The following is a 15575-nucleotide window of genomic DNA, read 5'->3' on the forward strand; positions in this document are numbered from 1 at the left end:
GACACCCTGCCAAACCCTCATGCCCCCTCATCCAGCGCCACGAGCTCGCGCTTCTTGCGCAAGGCGGGCAATAACGGCGCTATCAGCAGCACCAGCGCGAGCGCCAGACACGCTGCCGAGATCGGGCGCTGCACGAAGGTCCAGAGGTCGCCCTGCGACAGGATCAGCGACTTGCGCAGATTGTTCTCCATCATCGGTCCCAGCACGAACGCCAGCACCAGCGGCGCGGGCTCGAAGCCGAGCTTGCGCATGAAATAACCGATGATGCCGAACGCGATCATCACATAGACGTCGAACACGTTGTTGCTCGAGCAATAGACGCCCAGGATCGTGAACAGGATGATCAGCGGGAACAGGATGTTGTAGGGCAGCTTGAGCAGCTGCACCCACATGCCGATCAGCGGCAAATTGAGGATCAGCAGCATGACGTTGCCGATATACATGCTGGCGACGATGCCCCAGAACAGGCCGGGGTTCTGCGTGATCAGCAGCGGCCCCGGTTGCAGGCCATGGATGACGAAGGCGCCGAGCAGTAGCGCCATTACCACGTTCGGGGGGATGCCCAAGGTCATCAGCGGAATGAAAGCGCCTCCGGCCGCCGCGTTGTTGGCGGATTCGGGACCCGCTACGCCCTCGATCGCGCCATGGCCGAAACGCTCCGGCGTTTTCGACAGCCGCTTCTCCAGGGCATAGGACGCGAACGAGGCGACCACGGCGCCGCCGCCCGGGAGAATGCCGAGCAGGAAGCCGAGGAACGTGCCGCGAGCCACCGGGCCGGCGCTCGCCTGCCAATCGGCCTTGCTGGGCAGCAACTGCGTGATCCTGGCGTTGACGATATCGCGTTTGATCGCCTGCTCGGTATTGAGCAGCACCTCGGCGACGCCGAACAGGCCCATCACGACGGGCACGAGTCCGATGCCGTCGATCAGCTCCATGCGGCCGAACGTCAGCCGCGGCTGCGCCGTGATGCTGTCGAGGCCGATCAGTCCGAGCACGACGCCGATACATGCCATCAGGAGCGCCTTCGGCATTGATCCCTGAGTGAGGAACGTGAGCACGATGAGGCCGAGCACCATCAGGCTAAAATATTCGGCAGGGCCAAACGCGATGGCGATGTTGGCGAGCCGAGGTGCCACCAGCATCAGCGCAACGAGCGAAAATGTGCCGGCGATGAAGGAGCCGAAGGCGGAGATGCCCAGCGCAGGGCCGGCACGGCCCTGCTTCGCCATCTGGTGGCCGTCAATACAGGTCACGACGGAAGCCGCCTCGCCCGGGATATTGACCAGGATCGAAGTGGTCGAGCCACCATACATCGAGCCGTAATAGATCCCCGCCATCATGATGATGCCGGATTCCGGCGTTCCTGACAGTGTCACCGGAAGCAACAGAGACATCGCCGAGATCGGCCCGATGCCTGGCAGCACGCCGACCAGCGTACCGATGAAGACGCCGATGAAACAGTAGAGCAGGTTGATCGGCAGGAGCGCGACGCCAAACCCGTGCGCGACGTTGACGAGCGTATCCATGCGATCAACCGATCCCGAACAGGCCCGAGGGTAGCTGGATCAGCAGCAGCCGCTTGAGTACCCACCACATCCCGAGCGGCACCAGCGCGGCGATCGGGATCGCCAGCGTCCAACGCACGGGATCGATCAAGCGCAGCAAAAGCAACATGAGCGGAATCGATGACAGCAGGAATCCCAGCGGCTCGAGGGCAAAGGAGAACGCAGTGAGGCAGGCGATGACGAGAAGCGGCTTGCTCCAGCTCACATTGTCCCAGCGCGAAGCCAGCGTCGGCCCGCCCTCGGTGATGGCCGAGATGATAATGCTGGCCGCGAACACGCACATCAGGATGCCCGTGTAGAACAGTACGTAGCCGGAGCCGGGATCGTTGATGGTGCCGAGCTTGAGCTTCACACCCTGCCAGATCACGAAGCCGCCCAGCGCGAGCCCGATCAAGCCGCCCCAGAGTTCGGAGTTGTTGAAACGGAGTTTGACGGTGGTTTGGTCGTTCATCGATACCCTCTCGGTCGTGCCCCGGACGCTACGCAGCGCGACGCGGTGTGCTGCAGATCCGGGACACGAAAGTGGCCCAATCCTACTTCTTCGCAAGCCCGAGCGTGTCGATCACCTTGCGCTCTGACTCCGTGACCTCGACGACGAACTTTTTGTAGTCCTCGGTATTCTTGTAGCTCGGCACCATGTCGTATTTGGCGAGCGTGGCGATCACCGCGGGGTCCTCGACCGCCTTCTTGAAGGCGTCGTGCAGCTTGGCGACGATCTTGGGATCCATGCCCTTGGGGCCGGCGATGCCGAACGGGGAATCATAGACCATGGGATAGCCGAGTTCCTTCAGCGTTGGCACGTCAGGATAATTCGGCGATCGCGCGCCGGTCCACACCATGAGAAGCTTCAGCTTGCCGGCGTCAACCAAGGGCCGCCAACCGGTGGAGTCGGCCTGCAGCATGGTGTGTTGGCCGAGTACTGCGGCGTTGGTCTCTGCCCCGCCCTTGAACGGCACCTGCGTGAGCTTGATGCCGGACATCGCGGCGATTTGCTCCATGCCGATGTGAAGCGAGGTGCCTGTGCCCGGCGTCGCGTAGGTCACCTTGCCCGGATTTGCCTTCGCGAACTCGACCACGTCTTTCCAGGACTTGAATTGCGACTCGGCGCTGGTGGTTACGCCGAAGGTGTAGCCGGTGAGGTGAACGATATAGGTGAAGTCCTTCGCCGGATCCCAGGACACCTCCTGCATCAGGGGCAGGCGGAAGACGGTGATCGGAAGCTGTGAGATGGTGTAGCCGTCCGGCTTCGCAGCCGCGGCCATGGTGGCAGGTCCAACAGTGCCGCCGCCGCCGGCCTTGTTGTCGATCACGATCGGCTGCCCCAGGACCTTGGACGCACTGTCGGCGATCGCGCGCATCGAGATGTCGGTCGATCCGCCGGCGGGCCATGGCACGATCAGCGTCACCGGTTTGGTGGGATAATCCTGCGCACCGGCGGCGGTTGCGAGCAGCGCGCTCACAACGGCATGCATGGCGGCAAAGGCGATTGTCTTCAGCCCGTATCGCGACATCGAAACTCCTCCCTCGCGGTGACCTGGTTCAGGCCGCCGTTTCTCATTGTTATGACGGGATTGTCCCCGAATTCATGGGAGAAGAAAAGCGCATTGCGCGGGCGCGATACGGTGATCCCGCCGAAAAGCGCACGTGCGACAATTGGTCGTTTGAAGGCGTGCCGAGATACGGAATTTGCCTTCGGTGGGGCCCTTACGCCACGCGGCGTACTGCGCTCAGCGTCTCGATCACGCGTCCGACCTCCGCGGCCGGGGAGGGCTTGCCGAAATAATATCCCTGCACGGCGGTGCAGCCGCATTCGCGGACGAAGTCGAGTTGTTCAATCGTCTCCACACCCTCCGCCGTGGTCTCGACGCCGAGCACCGAGCCGAGGCTAGCGATGGTGCGGACGATCGCCACACTCTCCGGGCTTTCACTGATCGTGCCGACGAAGGAGCGGTCGATCTTGATGCGGTCGAACGGAAATCTGCGCAAATAGCTCAGCGAAGAATAGCCGACGCCGAAATCGTCGAGGCTGACGCGCACCCCCAACGCGCGGAGCTGGTGCAGGATCTCGATCGTCGATTCACTGTCGTCGAGCAGCGCCGTCTCGGTGAGCTCGAGTTCGAGCCGATGCGGTGGCAGGCCGGCCTCCGCAAGCGCGCTCGTCACGATCGTCACCAACCCGCGCGAGCGGAATTGCACCGGCGACAGGTTCACGGCGACGGTGAGATCGGGCCATGTCGCGGCGGTCGCGCAGGCCGTGCGCAGCACCCACTCGCCGATCGGAACGATCAGGCCGTTCTCTTCCGCAATCGGAATGAATTCCGCCGGTGAGACGAGGCCGCGCGACGGGTGTTTCCAGCGCAGCAGCGCCTCGAAGCCGGTAAGTTCGGTGGTGTCGAGCCGCACCTGCGGCTGGAATGCCAGGTGGAATTCACGGGCCTCCAGCGCGCCGCGCAGGTCGTGCTCGAGCGCGTGCCGGCTGCGAGCCTCTTTCTCCATTTCGGGCTCGAACAGCTGATAGGCGCCGCGCCCCTTGGCCTTGGCCTGGTACAGCGCGAGGTCGGCGCATTTCATCAGCTCGTCGGCGTCCAGCCCATGATCGGGTGCGATTGCGATGCCGACGGAGACGCCAACATGCATCGACTGGTGCTCCAGCGGCGGCGGGTGACCGATGATCTCGACCAGGCGGCGCGCGAGCCTTTCCGCCGATTGCGGCTGCGGCCCGCGCTGGAGAACCGCGAACTCGTCGCCACCGAGCCGAGCGACGGTGTCGTGCTCGCCGACATTCTCCTTCAGCTGCGCCGCGACCCAGCGCAACAGCCGGTCGCCGGCCGCGTGGCCGAGGCGATCGTTGACGGTCTTGAAATTGTCGAGGTCGAAGCACAGCACGGCCATCGCGCCGCCGGCGATCGCGACCTGGTTCAGTCCCTCGCCCATCTTCTCGCGGAACAGAGTGCGATTGGGCAGGTCGGTGAGTGAATCGTGCCGCGCCATGTGCGCCACGCGGGCCTGGGCCTTGTGGCGTTCGGTGACATCCTCATAGGTGACGACCCAGCCGCCATGCTCCATTCGCTTGTGATTGAGCTTGATGATGCGGCCGTCGCCCAAATAGCGGTGCAGTGTGTGCTCGCCCTCGCGCAGCCTCTCGACATAGTCGGCATAGAGCCGCGCGGCGGTGGTGTTTGGATGGATGCCGAGCTCGCAGCTGTGCTCCATGATCTCGCGCATCGACACACCCGGCTTCACCAATTCGGGTGACAATCCGTACATCTCGATGTAGCGCCGATTGCAGACAATGACGCGCAAGCTCGAATCGAGCATACATAGGCCCTGGCTCATGTTGTTCAGGGCGGCGTCGAAGCGCCGATACTGCTCGCTCAGCTCCTCGACTGCGTGCTCGCGTTCGGTGATGTCCTCATAGGTGGCCACAAAACCACCCTCGGCCAGAGCGCAATAGCGCACCGAGATCGTGGTATCGTTCGACATCCGCCGGCGTATCGGCGAGGAGTTGCGGTCGGCAATCCTTGCGCTGGCGGCTTCCAGGAGTTGTTGCGGACTATACTCGGAGGAGAACGCGCCGTTTGCCATCGAGCGTTCGATCAGTTCGCCGAGATGCGTGCCCGGCTTGGCTTCCTCCGGCGAGAGCCGATAGATCTTCCGGTAGGTGGTGTTGCAGACGCGCAGGCGCATCTCGCTGTCGTAGAAGGCGAGTCCGTGCGCCATGTTCTCCAGCGCCGCGTCGAGCATGAAGTTCTGCTGCCTTAGCATCTCCTCGTATTGCAGCCGCTCGGTGACGTCTTCGTGCACGGTCACCCAGCCGCCGCGGGCAGAAAACGGGAAGCCACCTGCACCATCCGTCCGTCATAACGCATCACCAGCAGGTTTTTCGCCTTCCTGGTGCGCACGTCCTCCAGCCTGGTGTCGTGGAATTCGTCGGCCGACATCCCCGGCAGGTTGCCGCGCGACATCCAATGCTCGATGACCGTACAATGCGAGACGCCCGGCTTCACGATTTCCGGGTCGAGATTGTAGAGCTTCAGGAAACGTTCGTTGCAGACGACGACGCGGCTGTCGGCGTCGTACATGATCAATCCGTGCGCCATGTTGGCGATCGCGTGCTGGCTGCGCTCGGTCTGCACGCGCAGCTCCGCCTCGACCCGGGCGAGGCGGCTGACGTCGTCGCAGATCGTCATCCAGCCGCCGCCGGGAAGCGGTTTTAGCTCGAGCGCCATGACCAGGCCGCTCGCGAGCGTCTGCTGAGTCCGGAACGGCTGGCCGGCTGCGATCCGCGCCATGCGGGCGGCATAGAGTGCGTCGACTTCCCCCGCAGGGATGTTGCCGAGGGCCACGCTGTGGGCGAGCACGTCACGGTAGCTCGTGCCGACCCGCACGATTTCGGCCGACATGTTGAACAGGCTGAGGTAGCGCTGATTGACCAGCACGATCCGGTTGCCGGCATCGTAGACGCAGACGCCTTGCTCCATGTGGTCGAGCGCGAGCTGGCTCAGCCCGACCAGGGCCTTCGGGCCCTGCTCGCGGCGTGCATCAAGCTCGTTGTCGCGGATCGACGTCATGGGGCGGCGGGGTCTCGGCGGGCAATAGACTTAACGCGATGTAATTCAGCCGCCGAGGCTAGCGAAGAGGCGGGAAAATTCCCTTAAGCGCCGTAGTTTACGGAGGGTGACCGACGATGCAGGATGCTGCCAATGTGAAGGGGGCAAGGTACCGTCGCGCCGGTCGACCTGCGCAATTGCGCGTTAGGCCCGGATGACATCGAATGCCCGGCCCAAACGGGGCCTACGGCCCGTACAGCACGAGTTCCGTATCCGTGAGATCGGCGAGCTGCGGCCGGTGTGGGCCCTTGAAATATTTGCGGCCGCGACGCTCGGTGTAGATGCCGACGAGGCCGGAAACCGGGCCGTTGGAATCGACGGCGACCGCGATCTTGCCGAGCCGCAGCAGCAGCCGGCCGATGCGGCCTGCGCATTCGGTGTATTCGGCCGCGTTGCGGCAGTAGATCAGCTTCATCGCGGGCGGCGCAATGATGCCACGGCGGATGCGCACCGGTTGCAGGATGAAGGGGAACGTTCCCTTCGGCGTGCGGCAGACGAGGCTGAGGCAACTGTAGCGCGCATGCCGCGTCAAGAGATCGGTCTCGGCATCGGAAAGCCCGTCGATCGTCTTGGCGTGCTGCGAGATGACCTCGATCTTGCTCCAGCGTGGGACGCGCGCCAGCGCTGGCACCGAGAAGAAGATGCCACGGCAATAGGCGCGAAAGCCCTGCGTCTCGATGATCGGCCAGGTCCACGGCGCCGGGCTGATGTTGAGATAGGTGACGTCCTTGTGGCGCTGCGCGATCTTGGTCAGGAGCGGGGCGTAGTTGCGGTAGGCCGGGTCGACATACCAGCTCGACAAATTGCACTGGATGGCGGTCTCATCGCCGTCCCTCCGCGCCGTGTAGATCAGCAGCAGCACGCCGACCGGCGTGCCGTCGTTGTCGAGCATGTAGCCGAAGCGCGGGTAGCCTTCCGGTACGGGCCTGAAGGCCTGCCGGCGCAGGCCTTGGATCCAGTAGCCGCGCGAGCGGCCGACGAAGCCGCGCGTCAGCAAGTCCGCGACCGCATCGACGTCGGACTCGGTGATCTCGCGGCATCGGACCTTGGTATGGATCACGCTCGTCTTTCCCGTGGAAATGGCCGGCCTCTTCCCGTTAGCGCCAGCCTTCGCCGTGGGCATCGGCCGCGATCTGCGGCTGCAGGCCCATGATCTCCCGCACCTTGGCGGGCCAGGCGGAAGGATCGGTGCCGTGGGTGTGGAACATGGCGACAGCCAGGCGGTCCATGCCGAAGGCGACGCAGCCGGTGTGGGCCGGCTCGCCATTGGCGTCCTTGATGTCCCAGGTCGTGCCGAAATGCTCGCGGTGATAATTGAAGCTCATGCAGGCCGTCGGCTGCTCTTCCGAGCGCAGCGGGATCAGCAGTTCGAACTTGAGCTGCTGCTGCTTTTGGCTCACCGCCTTCATCTGACCGACGCGGCCGAAGAACGGATCGCTGGCATAATCGACGCGGAAGGTGAGACCGAGATCGGTCGCAATCGCCTGCGCGCGCACCATCCAGCGCTCGCGGAAATCGGCGACGTCGTCGGGGCTGCCGATGCAGACATATTCCCGCATCCGGAACGATTGCAGCCGGTCGAGATGTTTTGACGGCTCGCGGCGGAAGCAGTCGGCGGCGACGTCGAAGCGCAGGCCGCCCTTCGGCAACTGGCCGCGGCTCGCCGCGATCGGATAGACGGGATAGCAGGCCGCCGGCGACAGCACGAGGTCTGCCGGCGAGAGCGAGCTGGTCCAGTCACCGCCGGCATCGAAGCGGCTGACCGCGGCGTTGATCTCGCGCTCGGTGCCGTGCAGGCCGCAGACGCAACCGAGCAGGTTCGGAAAGCTCTTGAGGTAGCCGGACTTCTCGAGCTGTGAACGGCTCATCACCGGCGGGAAGCGCATCACTTCGGTGCCCGCCTCGCGATGGCTCGTAATGAGTGCGGCGAGCCGCTCGACGATGCCCTCATAAAGCGCGGTGCGGGCGTAGACGCCGTCCGAGCCCATCGGATGAAAGAGCTTGTCGGCGAGATGATCGAGCGGATCCGCGATTTGCGGGGCGGTCTCGGGCGAATTGGGGAGGACGGCAATGTTCATGATTCGATGTCCTGCTATCTCAAAATTGTTCTTGTTGGTTTGGTCGCCAAGGCGCGTCAGTTAGGAAAAAGACGTCAGTCGTGAAGGCTCAATGGCACGCCGCTCATCAGGGTCGATGTTGCGGCATTGGCCAGAATGCGGTCGTTGTTGATCATGATCGGCGACGACAGCACGTCGCGCAGGTGGCGGCCCATGGTGAACTCACCGTCATTGCGGTAGCCGGAAAGGCCTGCGGTGCGCATGGCATGCATCACGGTCTCGACCGCGAGCTCCGAGGCCTGCACCTTCAGAAGCGTGATCGAAGACTGGAAGTCGAGCGAGCCGAGCGCGCGTTCGTCGTGCTCGGCGCGAGCAAAGGCGTCGATATTGGCTGATATCAGCGCCCGCAGCTTGGCCAGCGACATCTTGGCGGCGGTGAAATGCGCGGCCGCCGGCGGCATCTGGCCGCCTGAGGTGCGGGCCGCCTTGCGAACGAAGGCCTGCGCACGGGTGACGGCGGCTGCAGCGATACCAGCCCAGGCCGAGGACCAGCACAGATGCGCGAACGCCGTCATGGTCTGGGCGTGGATCTTGTCGTAGGATTCCGGGAAGACGCGGTCGGTCGGGCAGTCGACCTTCAACTCGAAACCGGTCGAGCAGGTGCCGCGCATGCCGAGCGTTTCCCAGCCCAGCGTCCGCTTCAGCGAATAATCGTCCCTGGCGAGCGCCAGAAGAACCTGGTCGGACGCAGAAGCGTCGGTGGCGCGGCGGGCGATAGTCACGAGGCCATCGGCCTCGGCGCCGTAGGAGATCACGGTGGCGTCGCGCAGCAGCGAGACGGTGTCGCCGGCGACGTCGACGGCGGCGGCGCTAGCGCGGATGTTGCCGCCGTTCTGGCCTTCGGTGGTGGAGGAGGCGAGCAGCCACTGGTCGCGCGCGACCCGGCGCATCATGGTTTCCATCCAGGGGATGCCGTGGCCGTGCCTGACGACGCAGGCGACCTTTGTCGTGTGCATGGCGTAGATCATCGCCGTGGAGGCGCAGGCGCGTCCGAGCGTGTAGCAGACGTCGGTGACGTCGTGGATCGAGGCACCGAAGCCGCCGAACTCGGCCGGGATCATGACGCCGAGCAGCTTCTGCTCACGCGCAACCTCGAAAGCCTTGTGAGGGAAGCGGGCATCGCGATCGACCCCGTCGGCGTCGGCTGCCGCCACGGTGGCGGTCCGGGCGGCGCGTTCGACGAGGGAGGGACCATGCTCGAGAAAGCTCGTCTGCGTCTCGTCGACAGTGAGGACTGCTTCACGCACGTTCATACTCGTCCGCCTCCGGTTTGCCGTTCAGGATCGCCGGCATCATTCGCGATGCCGCTTGAGCGATCCTTCGACCATCTTTGCTTATGAGATGAGGCTACGGATTTAATTCAAATTCGTCGATGAAATAGAGGGTAAACAAAGCCCAATTCCGAACGAACAGTTAAGTTCGGGTTGTTTGCATCGTCCGGATTCCCGCGATCGCGTTAGGGATCTGTAAGAAGCCGGAAATCCAGACAATCTGAGTCATCGTTTACTAAGAAACGCGAAGTAATGGTGGTGTCCATTGCGGGATCGGCCCGCCGTGCCCATCGTAGCCGGCAACCGGTCCGACCTTTGTCGACAGATGGGAATTTACCGATGCAGGCTTTCGATACCGAGTTGCGCAATCGCATCATCAAGCTGGTGAAGGGCATCCTCGCCCAGAACTCGCTCTCCGCCGAAGTCACGCCGCAGGCCAAGCTCGTCGACGTCGGCCTGACCTCGATGGACATGGTCAATCTGATGCTCGGCGTCGAAGCCGAGTTCGACTTCACGATTCCCCAGTCCGAGATCACACCGGAGAACTTTCAGTCGGTCGAGACGCTGGAGCGTATGGTCGCGACCCAGCTGCAGTCGGCGGCCGCGGCATAATCAGGCGAGCTGGCGCGCATCCTCCTGACGGCACTTCCTGACCCCATCACCCGTTCCAAAACCGACGTAAAACTGGCATAGCTTCCCCACGGGATTGCGAAGGCGCGAACGGGGTGGAGCAGGTATGACGCAGGCGGTATTGGGCATCATCGGCGGCTCCGGCATTTACGACCTGCCGGGGCTGGAGGACGCTCGCGAAGAGGTGATCAAAAGCCCCTGGGGTGAGCCGTCGGCGCCCCTGCGGCGCGGCTCAATTGCCGGCTTGCCGATCGTGTTCCTGCCGCGCCACGACAAGGGCCACCGGCTGTCGCCCTCCGACATCAATTATCGCGCCAATATCGACGTCCTCAAGCGCGCCGGGGTCACCGACCTGATCTCGCTGTCGGCCTGTGGCTCGTTCAGGGAGGAACTGCCGCCGGGAACCTTCGTTCTCGTCGACCAGTTCGTCGATCGTACCCACAAACGCGAGAGCTCGTTCTTCGGGAGGGGATGTGTCGCGCATGTGTCGATGGCGCACCCGGTCTCGCCGCGGCTGCGCATCCATCTTGCCACGGCGGCCGAAGCCGAGGGCATCGCGTTTGCGCGCGGCGGCACCTATGTCTGCATGGAGGGACCGCAATTCTCGACCAATGCGGAAAGCACGACCTACAAGACGCTTGGTTATTCCGTGATCGGCATGACCAACATGCCCGAGGCGAAACTCGCGCGTGAGGCGGAGCTTTGCTACGCCACCGTCGCGATGGTGACGGATTTCGATTGCTGGCATCCCGATCACGACGCCGTCACCGTGCAGGACATCATCCGCGTTCTGAGCTCGAACGCCGACAAGGCAAAAGCGCTGGTGGCGCGGCTGGCGAAAGACTTCCCGCGCGAGCATGAGCCGTGCCCGATCGGCTCGGACCGCGCGCTCGATACCGCGCTGATCACCGCGCCCGAGGCGCGCGATCCCGAGCTCTTGAAGAAGCTCGATGCGGTGGCCAGGCGCATCCTGCGAACGTGATACGAAAGGCAGAATGCTATGAAGGTCGACGGCAAGCATTTCCGCAGCATCTGGCGTGAGCGCGACGGCTGGTCGGTCGGCGCGATCGACCAGCGCCGGCTGCCGCACGAGTTCATCGTTGCGAAGCTGACCTCATGCGAGGACGCGGCCCTCGCCATCCGCGAGATGCTGGTGCGCGGTGCGCCGCTGATCGGCGCGACCGCAGCCTACGGCATGGCGCTGGCGATGCGCGAGGACGCCTCCGACGCCGGCCTGAAGCGTGCCTACGACACGCTCGTGGTGGCGCGGCCGACCGCGATCAATCTGAAATGGGCCCTGGACGAGATGCGCGCGAGCCTCGCGCCGATCGATCCGCTGGAGCGGGCCGAAGCTGCCTATGCGCGCGCCGACGAGATCGTCGAGCAGGACGTCGAGATCAACCGCGGCATCGCCGGCAACGGCCTGAAACTCATCGAGGCGATCGTCGCAAGGAAGAAGCCGGGCGAGACGGTCAATTTGCTGACCCATTGCAATGCCGGCTGGCTTGCGACCGTCGATTGGGGCACGGCGACGGCGCCGATCTATCTCGCGCACGAGCGCGGCATCAAGGTCCATGTCTGGGTCGACGAGACGCGTCCGCGCAACCAGGGCGCCTCGCTCACGGCCTGGGAGCTCGGCCATCACGGCGTGGCGCATACCGTGATTCCGGACAACACCGGCGGGCATCTGATGCAGCACGGCATGGTCGATCTCGCCATCGTCGGCACCGATCGCGTTGCCGCCAATGGCGACGTCTGCAACAAGATCGGCACATATTTGAAGGCGCTCGCCGCTCACGACAACAACGTGCCGTTCTATGTCGCGCTGCCGTCGCCGACGATCGATTTTGCCGTTGATGACGGCGTCCGCGACATCCCGATCGAGCAGCGCAGCGGCACGGAGGTCACCGACATGACCGGCCGCACCGCAGACGGAAGGCTTGAGACGGTACGCATCGTGCCGGAGGGCTCGCCGGTCGCGAATTATGCCTTCGACGTCACCCCGGCGCGGCTCGTCACCGGCCTCATCACCGAGCGAGGCGTGTTGAAAGCCGATCGTGCGTCACTTGCCGCGGCGTTTCCGGAGCGGATCGCAGCCGCGGCGGAGTAGGTCTGGTTCGGCGATAGCTCGCAATGACGGAGAATGACGCTCTAGCTCAGCTTCAATCCCGTCGCGGCCTCGAGCTCGGCGATCGCCTGGGCGCCGCTGGTCACCTTGACCGTCGTCATGCCCATCTCGCGCGCGGGCTTCAGATTGACGCCGAGATCGTCGAGATAGATGCAATTCTTCGGATCGACCTTCAGCGTCTCGGCCATCATCTGGTAGATGCGCGGGTCGGGCTTGCGCAGGCCGATCTTGGCGGACTCGATGACATGGTCGAACAGCACCATCACCTCGGCGACATAGAGTGAGCGGCCGGTCATGCTGCCGATCGCATTGGCCGGCAGATTGTTGGTAATGCAGCCGGTCTTGAATTGCGCCTTGATGCGCTTCAGCGCTTCCACCATCTCGGGGCGCAGATCGCCCTGAAGCAGCGGGAGCACATCGCGGCCGCGCACCTCCGCGCCGAGCGCCAGCGACTCCGTTGCGAACAAATGATCGAACGTGTCGATATCGACCTCGGCGCGCTCGAACTTGGCCCAGGCATTTTCGAGATGATTGGCGGCGTTGGTGCGCCGGATGATGTCGATGGGCAGGCCACGCTCTGTCTCGAACCGCGTGAACGCCTCAAACGGCGAACTCGTCAGCACGCCGCCAAAATCAAAGATCACAGCCTCGATCGTCAAGATCCCGCCCTCGTCAATTCCTTTCCAAGAGCGCTAGCATGCGCTATCGGCAAGGGCCAGTCCGAAGCCATCCCGCCGCCGTCACCGATGCCGAAGCGTGTTCCCATGAAAAAGCTTGCAACGATCATTACAGCCGCGCTGCTGCTGCTGGCCACGCCCGCTTATGCCATCGTTGGCGGCGGCACGCCGCAGGCCGATGGCGTCGCGCGCGCCGTCGTCACCATCGTCGGCTCGCGCGGCAATTTCTGCACCGGCACCCTGGTTGCGCCAAGGCTGGTGCTCACCGTCGCCCACTGCGTGCAGCCCGGCGCGGACTACAAGATCGTCGACCGCGGCACTGACGGGCAGCCGCAACTGCTGAATGTCCGCACCGTCGCGATCCATCCGAGTTTCAACATGCAGGCGATGCAAGGGCATCGCGCTACCGCCGACCTGGCGCTGCTGCAGCTGGAAATTCCATTGAAGGGAAAATCGACGGTACCGGTCGGTGCGCCGAATATTCCGATCCAGGTCGGCAGCCGCTTCGTCATCGCCGGTATCGGCGTCACCGTGCGTGGCGACGGCAAGAGTGGGGGCGCGACGCGTGTTGCCGGCCTCGTTGCGACGGGGCAGCCCGGCACGCTCCAGATCCGGTTGGTCGACCCCGTAACCAACGGTGTTCGCGACGGAATTGGCGCCTGCACCGGTGATTCAGGCGGTCCCGTGTTCGAGGACAAACCGGCCGGAGCCGTGCTCGTCGGCGTGATCAGCTGGTCCACGGGGCCGAACGGAGCGGCCGGCTGCGGCGGGCTGACCGGAGTCACGCCGCTCACGCTCTATCGCGAATGGATCTTGCAGACCGCGCGGAGCTGGGGTGCGACGCTGTGATTTGACCGCGTCCTGATCTATGTCATCTTGAAGCGGAAGCGCGCTGGGCGACCACGTCCGTTGCAGAGGAAACGCGTCGCCCAATCAAGGGCGGCCACAAAAGCAAGCAAGGCATAGAAGCAACAATGAATGTCGCTGTTCGCAGTCACGCCACGGCCAAACAGGCTTCTGAACACTTCGACGTGCTGATCGTCGGCGCCGGTATCTCGGGCATCGGCAGCGCCTATCACATGACCAAGCAGCTTCCCGGTGCGAGCTTCGTCATCCTGGAAACGCAGGCGACGTTCGGCGGCACGTGGACCACGCATCGCTATCCCGGCATCCGCTCCGACAGCGATCTCCACACCTTCGGTTATAGCTTCAAGCCCTGGGTCGGGCCGCCGATCGCCACCGCCGACGAAATCCTCGCCTACATGAACGAGGTGATCGACGAAAACGATATCGCGCGGCATATCCGCTACAAGCACAGGATCAATTCGGCGAGCTGGTCGAGCGAGCAGAACCTCTGGACCATCGAGGCGGTGACGACCGACACCGGCGAGCCAAAAACTTTCACGGCGAACTTCCTCTGGATGTGCCAGGGCTATTACCGCCATTCGGAAGGCTATACGCCGGAATGGAAAGGTACCGATCGCTTCAAGGGCCGCATCGTTCATCCGCAGACCTGGCCTGATGCTATCGACCTCGCGAACAAGAAGGTCGTCGTGATCGGCTCCGGCGCGACGGCGGCGACGCTGGTGCCGAACATTGCCGACAAATGCGCGCATGTCACGATGCTGCAGCGTTCGCCGACCTATTTCCGTCTCGGCCGCAACGCCATCGAGATCGCGGAGGAGCTGCGCCGGCTGCAGGTCGACGAGGCCTGGATCCACGAGATTGTCCGGCGAAAGATCCTGTTCGAGCAGGATGCGTTCACCAAGCTTTGCTTGTCAAAACCCGAGCAGGTGAAAAAGGAGCTGATCGGCCAGATCAGCGCGGTGCTCGGTCCGGAGTACGATGTCGACACCCATTTCACGCCGAGCTACCGGCCATGGCGGCAGCGCATCGCCTTCGTGCCGGATGCCGATCTGTTCAAGGGGATCGCCAGCGGCAAGGCGTCCGTCGTCACCGACGAGATCGAGTGCTTCGTCGAGAACGGCATCCAGCTCAAATCCGGCAAGCTGCTCGAAGCCGACATCATCGTCACCGCAACCGGCTTCAATCTCGCGGCGCTCGGCGACATCGCCTTCGAGGTCGACGGCAAGCCGCTCGCCTTCGGCGACACCGTCACCTATCGCGGCATGATGTTCACGGGCGTGCCGAACATGGTCTGGGTGTTCGGCTATTTCCGCGCCAGCTGGACGCTGCGCGTCGACCTCGTTGCCGACTTCGTCTGCCGTCTGCTCGGTCACATGAAGGCCAAAGGCAAGAAGAAGGTCGAGGTGAGCTTGCGCGCCGAAGACCACAACATGCCGATCCTGCCCTGGATCGATCCGGAGAACTTCAACCCCGGCTACATGATGCGCAACATGGACCTGCTGCCCAAGCGCGGCGACAAGCCGGAATGGCAGCACAGCCAGGATTACTGGACCGAAAAGGACGAGATCCCGAAGACGGATCTGGATGGCGGGGAGTTTGTGTACGGGTGAGGCGCTCGCGCTGACCACACACTCTGCAGTCGTCCCGGCCTAGTGCGCAATTGCGCACTAGGCCGGGACGACATCTTTTGTTGGGCAAGGAGTGTTTCAA

General features: G+C 63.8%; 14 protein-coding genes. 5 read left to right on the plus strand and 9 right to left on the minus strand.

Going from position 1 to position 15575, the window contains the following annotated elements; translation table 11 throughout:
* Positions 1-17: 17 nt before the first annotated feature.
* From IVA75_RS12690 to IVA75_RS12725, 8 genes are all read right to left on the minus strand, one after another.
* Complete coding sequence (locus tag IVA75_RS12690; protein ID WP_247285215.1) at positions 18-1526, minus strand: tripartite tricarboxylate transporter permease; 1509 nt, start codon at positions 1524-1526, stop codon at positions 18-20.
* A gap of 4 nt (positions 1527-1530) precedes the next feature.
* Positions 1531-2016, minus strand: coding sequence for a tripartite tricarboxylate transporter TctB family protein (locus IVA75_RS12695; protein WP_247285216.1), 486 nt, complete (start codon positions 2014-2016; stop codon positions 1531-1533).
* A gap of 82 nt (positions 2017-2098) precedes the next feature.
* Positions 2099-3076 (minus strand): tripartite tricarboxylate transporter substrate binding protein, encoded by a 978-nt coding sequence (locus IVA75_RS12700; protein ID WP_247285217.1) that lies wholly within the window; start codon positions 3074-3076, stop codon positions 2099-2101.
* A 193-nt stretch (positions 3077-3269) separates the two neighbouring features.
* Complete coding sequence (locus tag IVA75_RS12705) at positions 3270-5375, minus strand: EAL domain-containing protein (protein WP_247285218.1); 2106 nt, start codon at positions 5373-5375, stop codon at positions 3270-3272.
* The gene (locus tag IVA75_RS12710; RefSeq protein WP_247285219.1) at positions 5372-6136 is read right to left on the minus strand and encodes a PAS-domain containing protein; all 765 of its coding nucleotides are present in this window, start codon (positions 6134-6136) and stop codon (positions 5372-5374) included. The genes IVA75_RS12705 and IVA75_RS12710 overlap by 4 nt, the downstream gene beginning before the upstream one ends.
* 223 nt (positions 6137-6359) lie before the next feature.
* Entirely contained in the window at positions 6360-7235 is an 876-nt protein-coding gene (locus IVA75_RS12715) for an acyl-CoA acyltransferase (protein ID WP_247285220.1), read from the minus strand.
* A gap of 37 nt (positions 7236-7272) precedes the next feature.
* The gene (locus IVA75_RS12720; RefSeq protein WP_247285221.1) at positions 7273-8253 is read right to left on the minus strand and encodes an amino acid--[acyl-carrier-protein] ligase; all 981 of its coding nucleotides are present in this window, start codon (positions 8251-8253) and stop codon (positions 7273-7275) included.
* Positions 8254-8327: 74 nt separating this feature from the next.
* Positions 8328-9545, minus strand: a complete 1218-nt coding sequence (locus IVA75_RS12725; RefSeq protein ID WP_247285222.1) for an acyl-CoA dehydrogenase family protein — start codon at positions 9543-9545, stop codon at positions 8328-8330.
* Between the two features lie 357 nt (positions 9546-9902).
* Between IVA75_RS12725 and IVA75_RS12730 the strand changes: the two genes are divergently transcribed.
* The 3 genes from IVA75_RS12730 (at position 9903) to mtnA (ending at position 12303) form a co-directional block, all read left to right on the plus strand.
* Positions 9903-10175 (plus strand): phosphopantetheine-binding protein, encoded by a 273-nt coding sequence (locus IVA75_RS12730; protein ID WP_027566007.1) that lies wholly within the window; start codon positions 9903-9905, stop codon positions 10173-10175.
* A 124-nt stretch (positions 10176-10299) separates the two neighbouring features.
* Positions 10300-11175, plus strand: a complete 876-nt coding sequence (locus tag IVA75_RS12735) for an S-methyl-5'-thioadenosine phosphorylase (RefSeq protein WP_247285223.1) — start codon at positions 10300-10302, stop codon at positions 11173-11175.
* 18 nt (positions 11176-11193) lie between these two features.
* Positions 11194-12303, plus strand: coding sequence for an S-methyl-5-thioribose-1-phosphate isomerase (mtnA, locus tag IVA75_RS12740; protein WP_247285224.1), 1110 nt, complete (start codon positions 11194-11196; stop codon positions 12301-12303).
* A gap of 41 nt (positions 12304-12344) precedes the next feature.
* Here the strand turns inward: mtnA and IVA75_RS12745 are convergent, their stop codons facing one another.
* Positions 12345-12980 (minus strand): HAD-IA family hydrolase, encoded by a 636-nt coding sequence (locus IVA75_RS12745; protein WP_247285225.1) that lies wholly within the window; start codon positions 12978-12980, stop codon positions 12345-12347.
* 105 nt (positions 12981-13085) lie between these two features.
* On the opposite strand from IVA75_RS12745, the gene IVA75_RS12750 reads away from it, so the two are divergent.
* Both IVA75_RS12750 and IVA75_RS12755 read left to right on the plus strand, forming a co-directional pair.
* Positions 13086-13847, plus strand: a complete 762-nt coding sequence (locus IVA75_RS12750) for a trypsin-like serine protease (RefSeq protein ID WP_247285226.1) — start codon at positions 13086-13088, stop codon at positions 13845-13847.
* Positions 13848-13972: 125 nt separating this feature from the next.
* Positions 13973-15475 (plus strand): NAD(P)/FAD-dependent oxidoreductase, encoded by a 1503-nt coding sequence (locus IVA75_RS12755; protein WP_247285227.1) that lies wholly within the window; start codon positions 13973-13975, stop codon positions 15473-15475.
* Positions 15476-15575: the final 100 nt, after the last annotated feature.

Source organism: Bradyrhizobium sp. 134 (assembly GCF_023074155.1).
Lineage (GTDB): Bacteria > Pseudomonadota > Alphaproteobacteria > Rhizobiales > Xanthobacteraceae > Bradyrhizobium.

What these genes read in the sequence shown, in the direction of transcription:
- IVA75_RS12690 (WP_247285215.1), bottom strand. Translation starts at nt 1,526, where the DNA reads ATGGATACGCTCGTCAACGTCGCGCACGGGTTTGGCGTCGCGCTCCTG.
- IVA75_RS12695 (WP_247285216.1), bottom strand. Translation starts at nt 2,016, where the DNA reads ATGAACGACCAAACCACCGTCAAACTCCGTTTCAACAACTCCGAACTC.
- IVA75_RS12700 (WP_247285217.1), bottom strand. Translation starts at nt 3,076, where the DNA reads ATGTCGCGATACGGGCTGAAGACAATCGCCTTTGCCGCCATGCATGCC.
- IVA75_RS12710 (WP_247285219.1), bottom strand. Translation starts at nt 6,136, where the DNA reads ATGACGTCGATCCGCGACAACGAGCTTGATGCACGCCGCGAGCAGGGC.
- IVA75_RS12720 (WP_247285221.1), bottom strand. Translation starts at nt 8,253, where the DNA reads ATGAACATTGCCGTCCTCCCCAATTCGCCCGAGACCGCCCCGCAAATC.
- IVA75_RS12725 (WP_247285222.1), bottom strand. Translation starts at nt 9,545, where the DNA reads ATGAACGTGCGTGAAGCAGTCCTCACTGTCGACGAGACGCAGACGAGC.
- IVA75_RS12730 (WP_027566007.1), top strand. Translation starts at nt 9,903, where the DNA reads ATGCAGGCTTTCGATACCGAGTTGCGCAATCGCATCATCAAGCTGGTG.
- IVA75_RS12735 (WP_247285223.1), top strand. Translation starts at nt 10,300, where the DNA reads ATGACGCAGGCGGTATTGGGCATCATCGGCGGCTCCGGCATTTACGAC.
- mtnA (WP_247285224.1), top strand. Translation starts at nt 11,194, where the DNA reads ATGAAGGTCGACGGCAAGCATTTCCGCAGCATCTGGCGTGAGCGCGAC.
- IVA75_RS12750 (WP_247285226.1), top strand. Translation starts at nt 13,086, where the DNA reads ATGAAAAAGCTTGCAACGATCATTACAGCCGCGCTGCTGCTGCTGGCC.
- IVA75_RS12755 (WP_247285227.1), top strand. Translation starts at nt 13,973, where the DNA reads ATGAATGTCGCTGTTCGCAGTCACGCCACGGCCAAACAGGCTTCTGAA.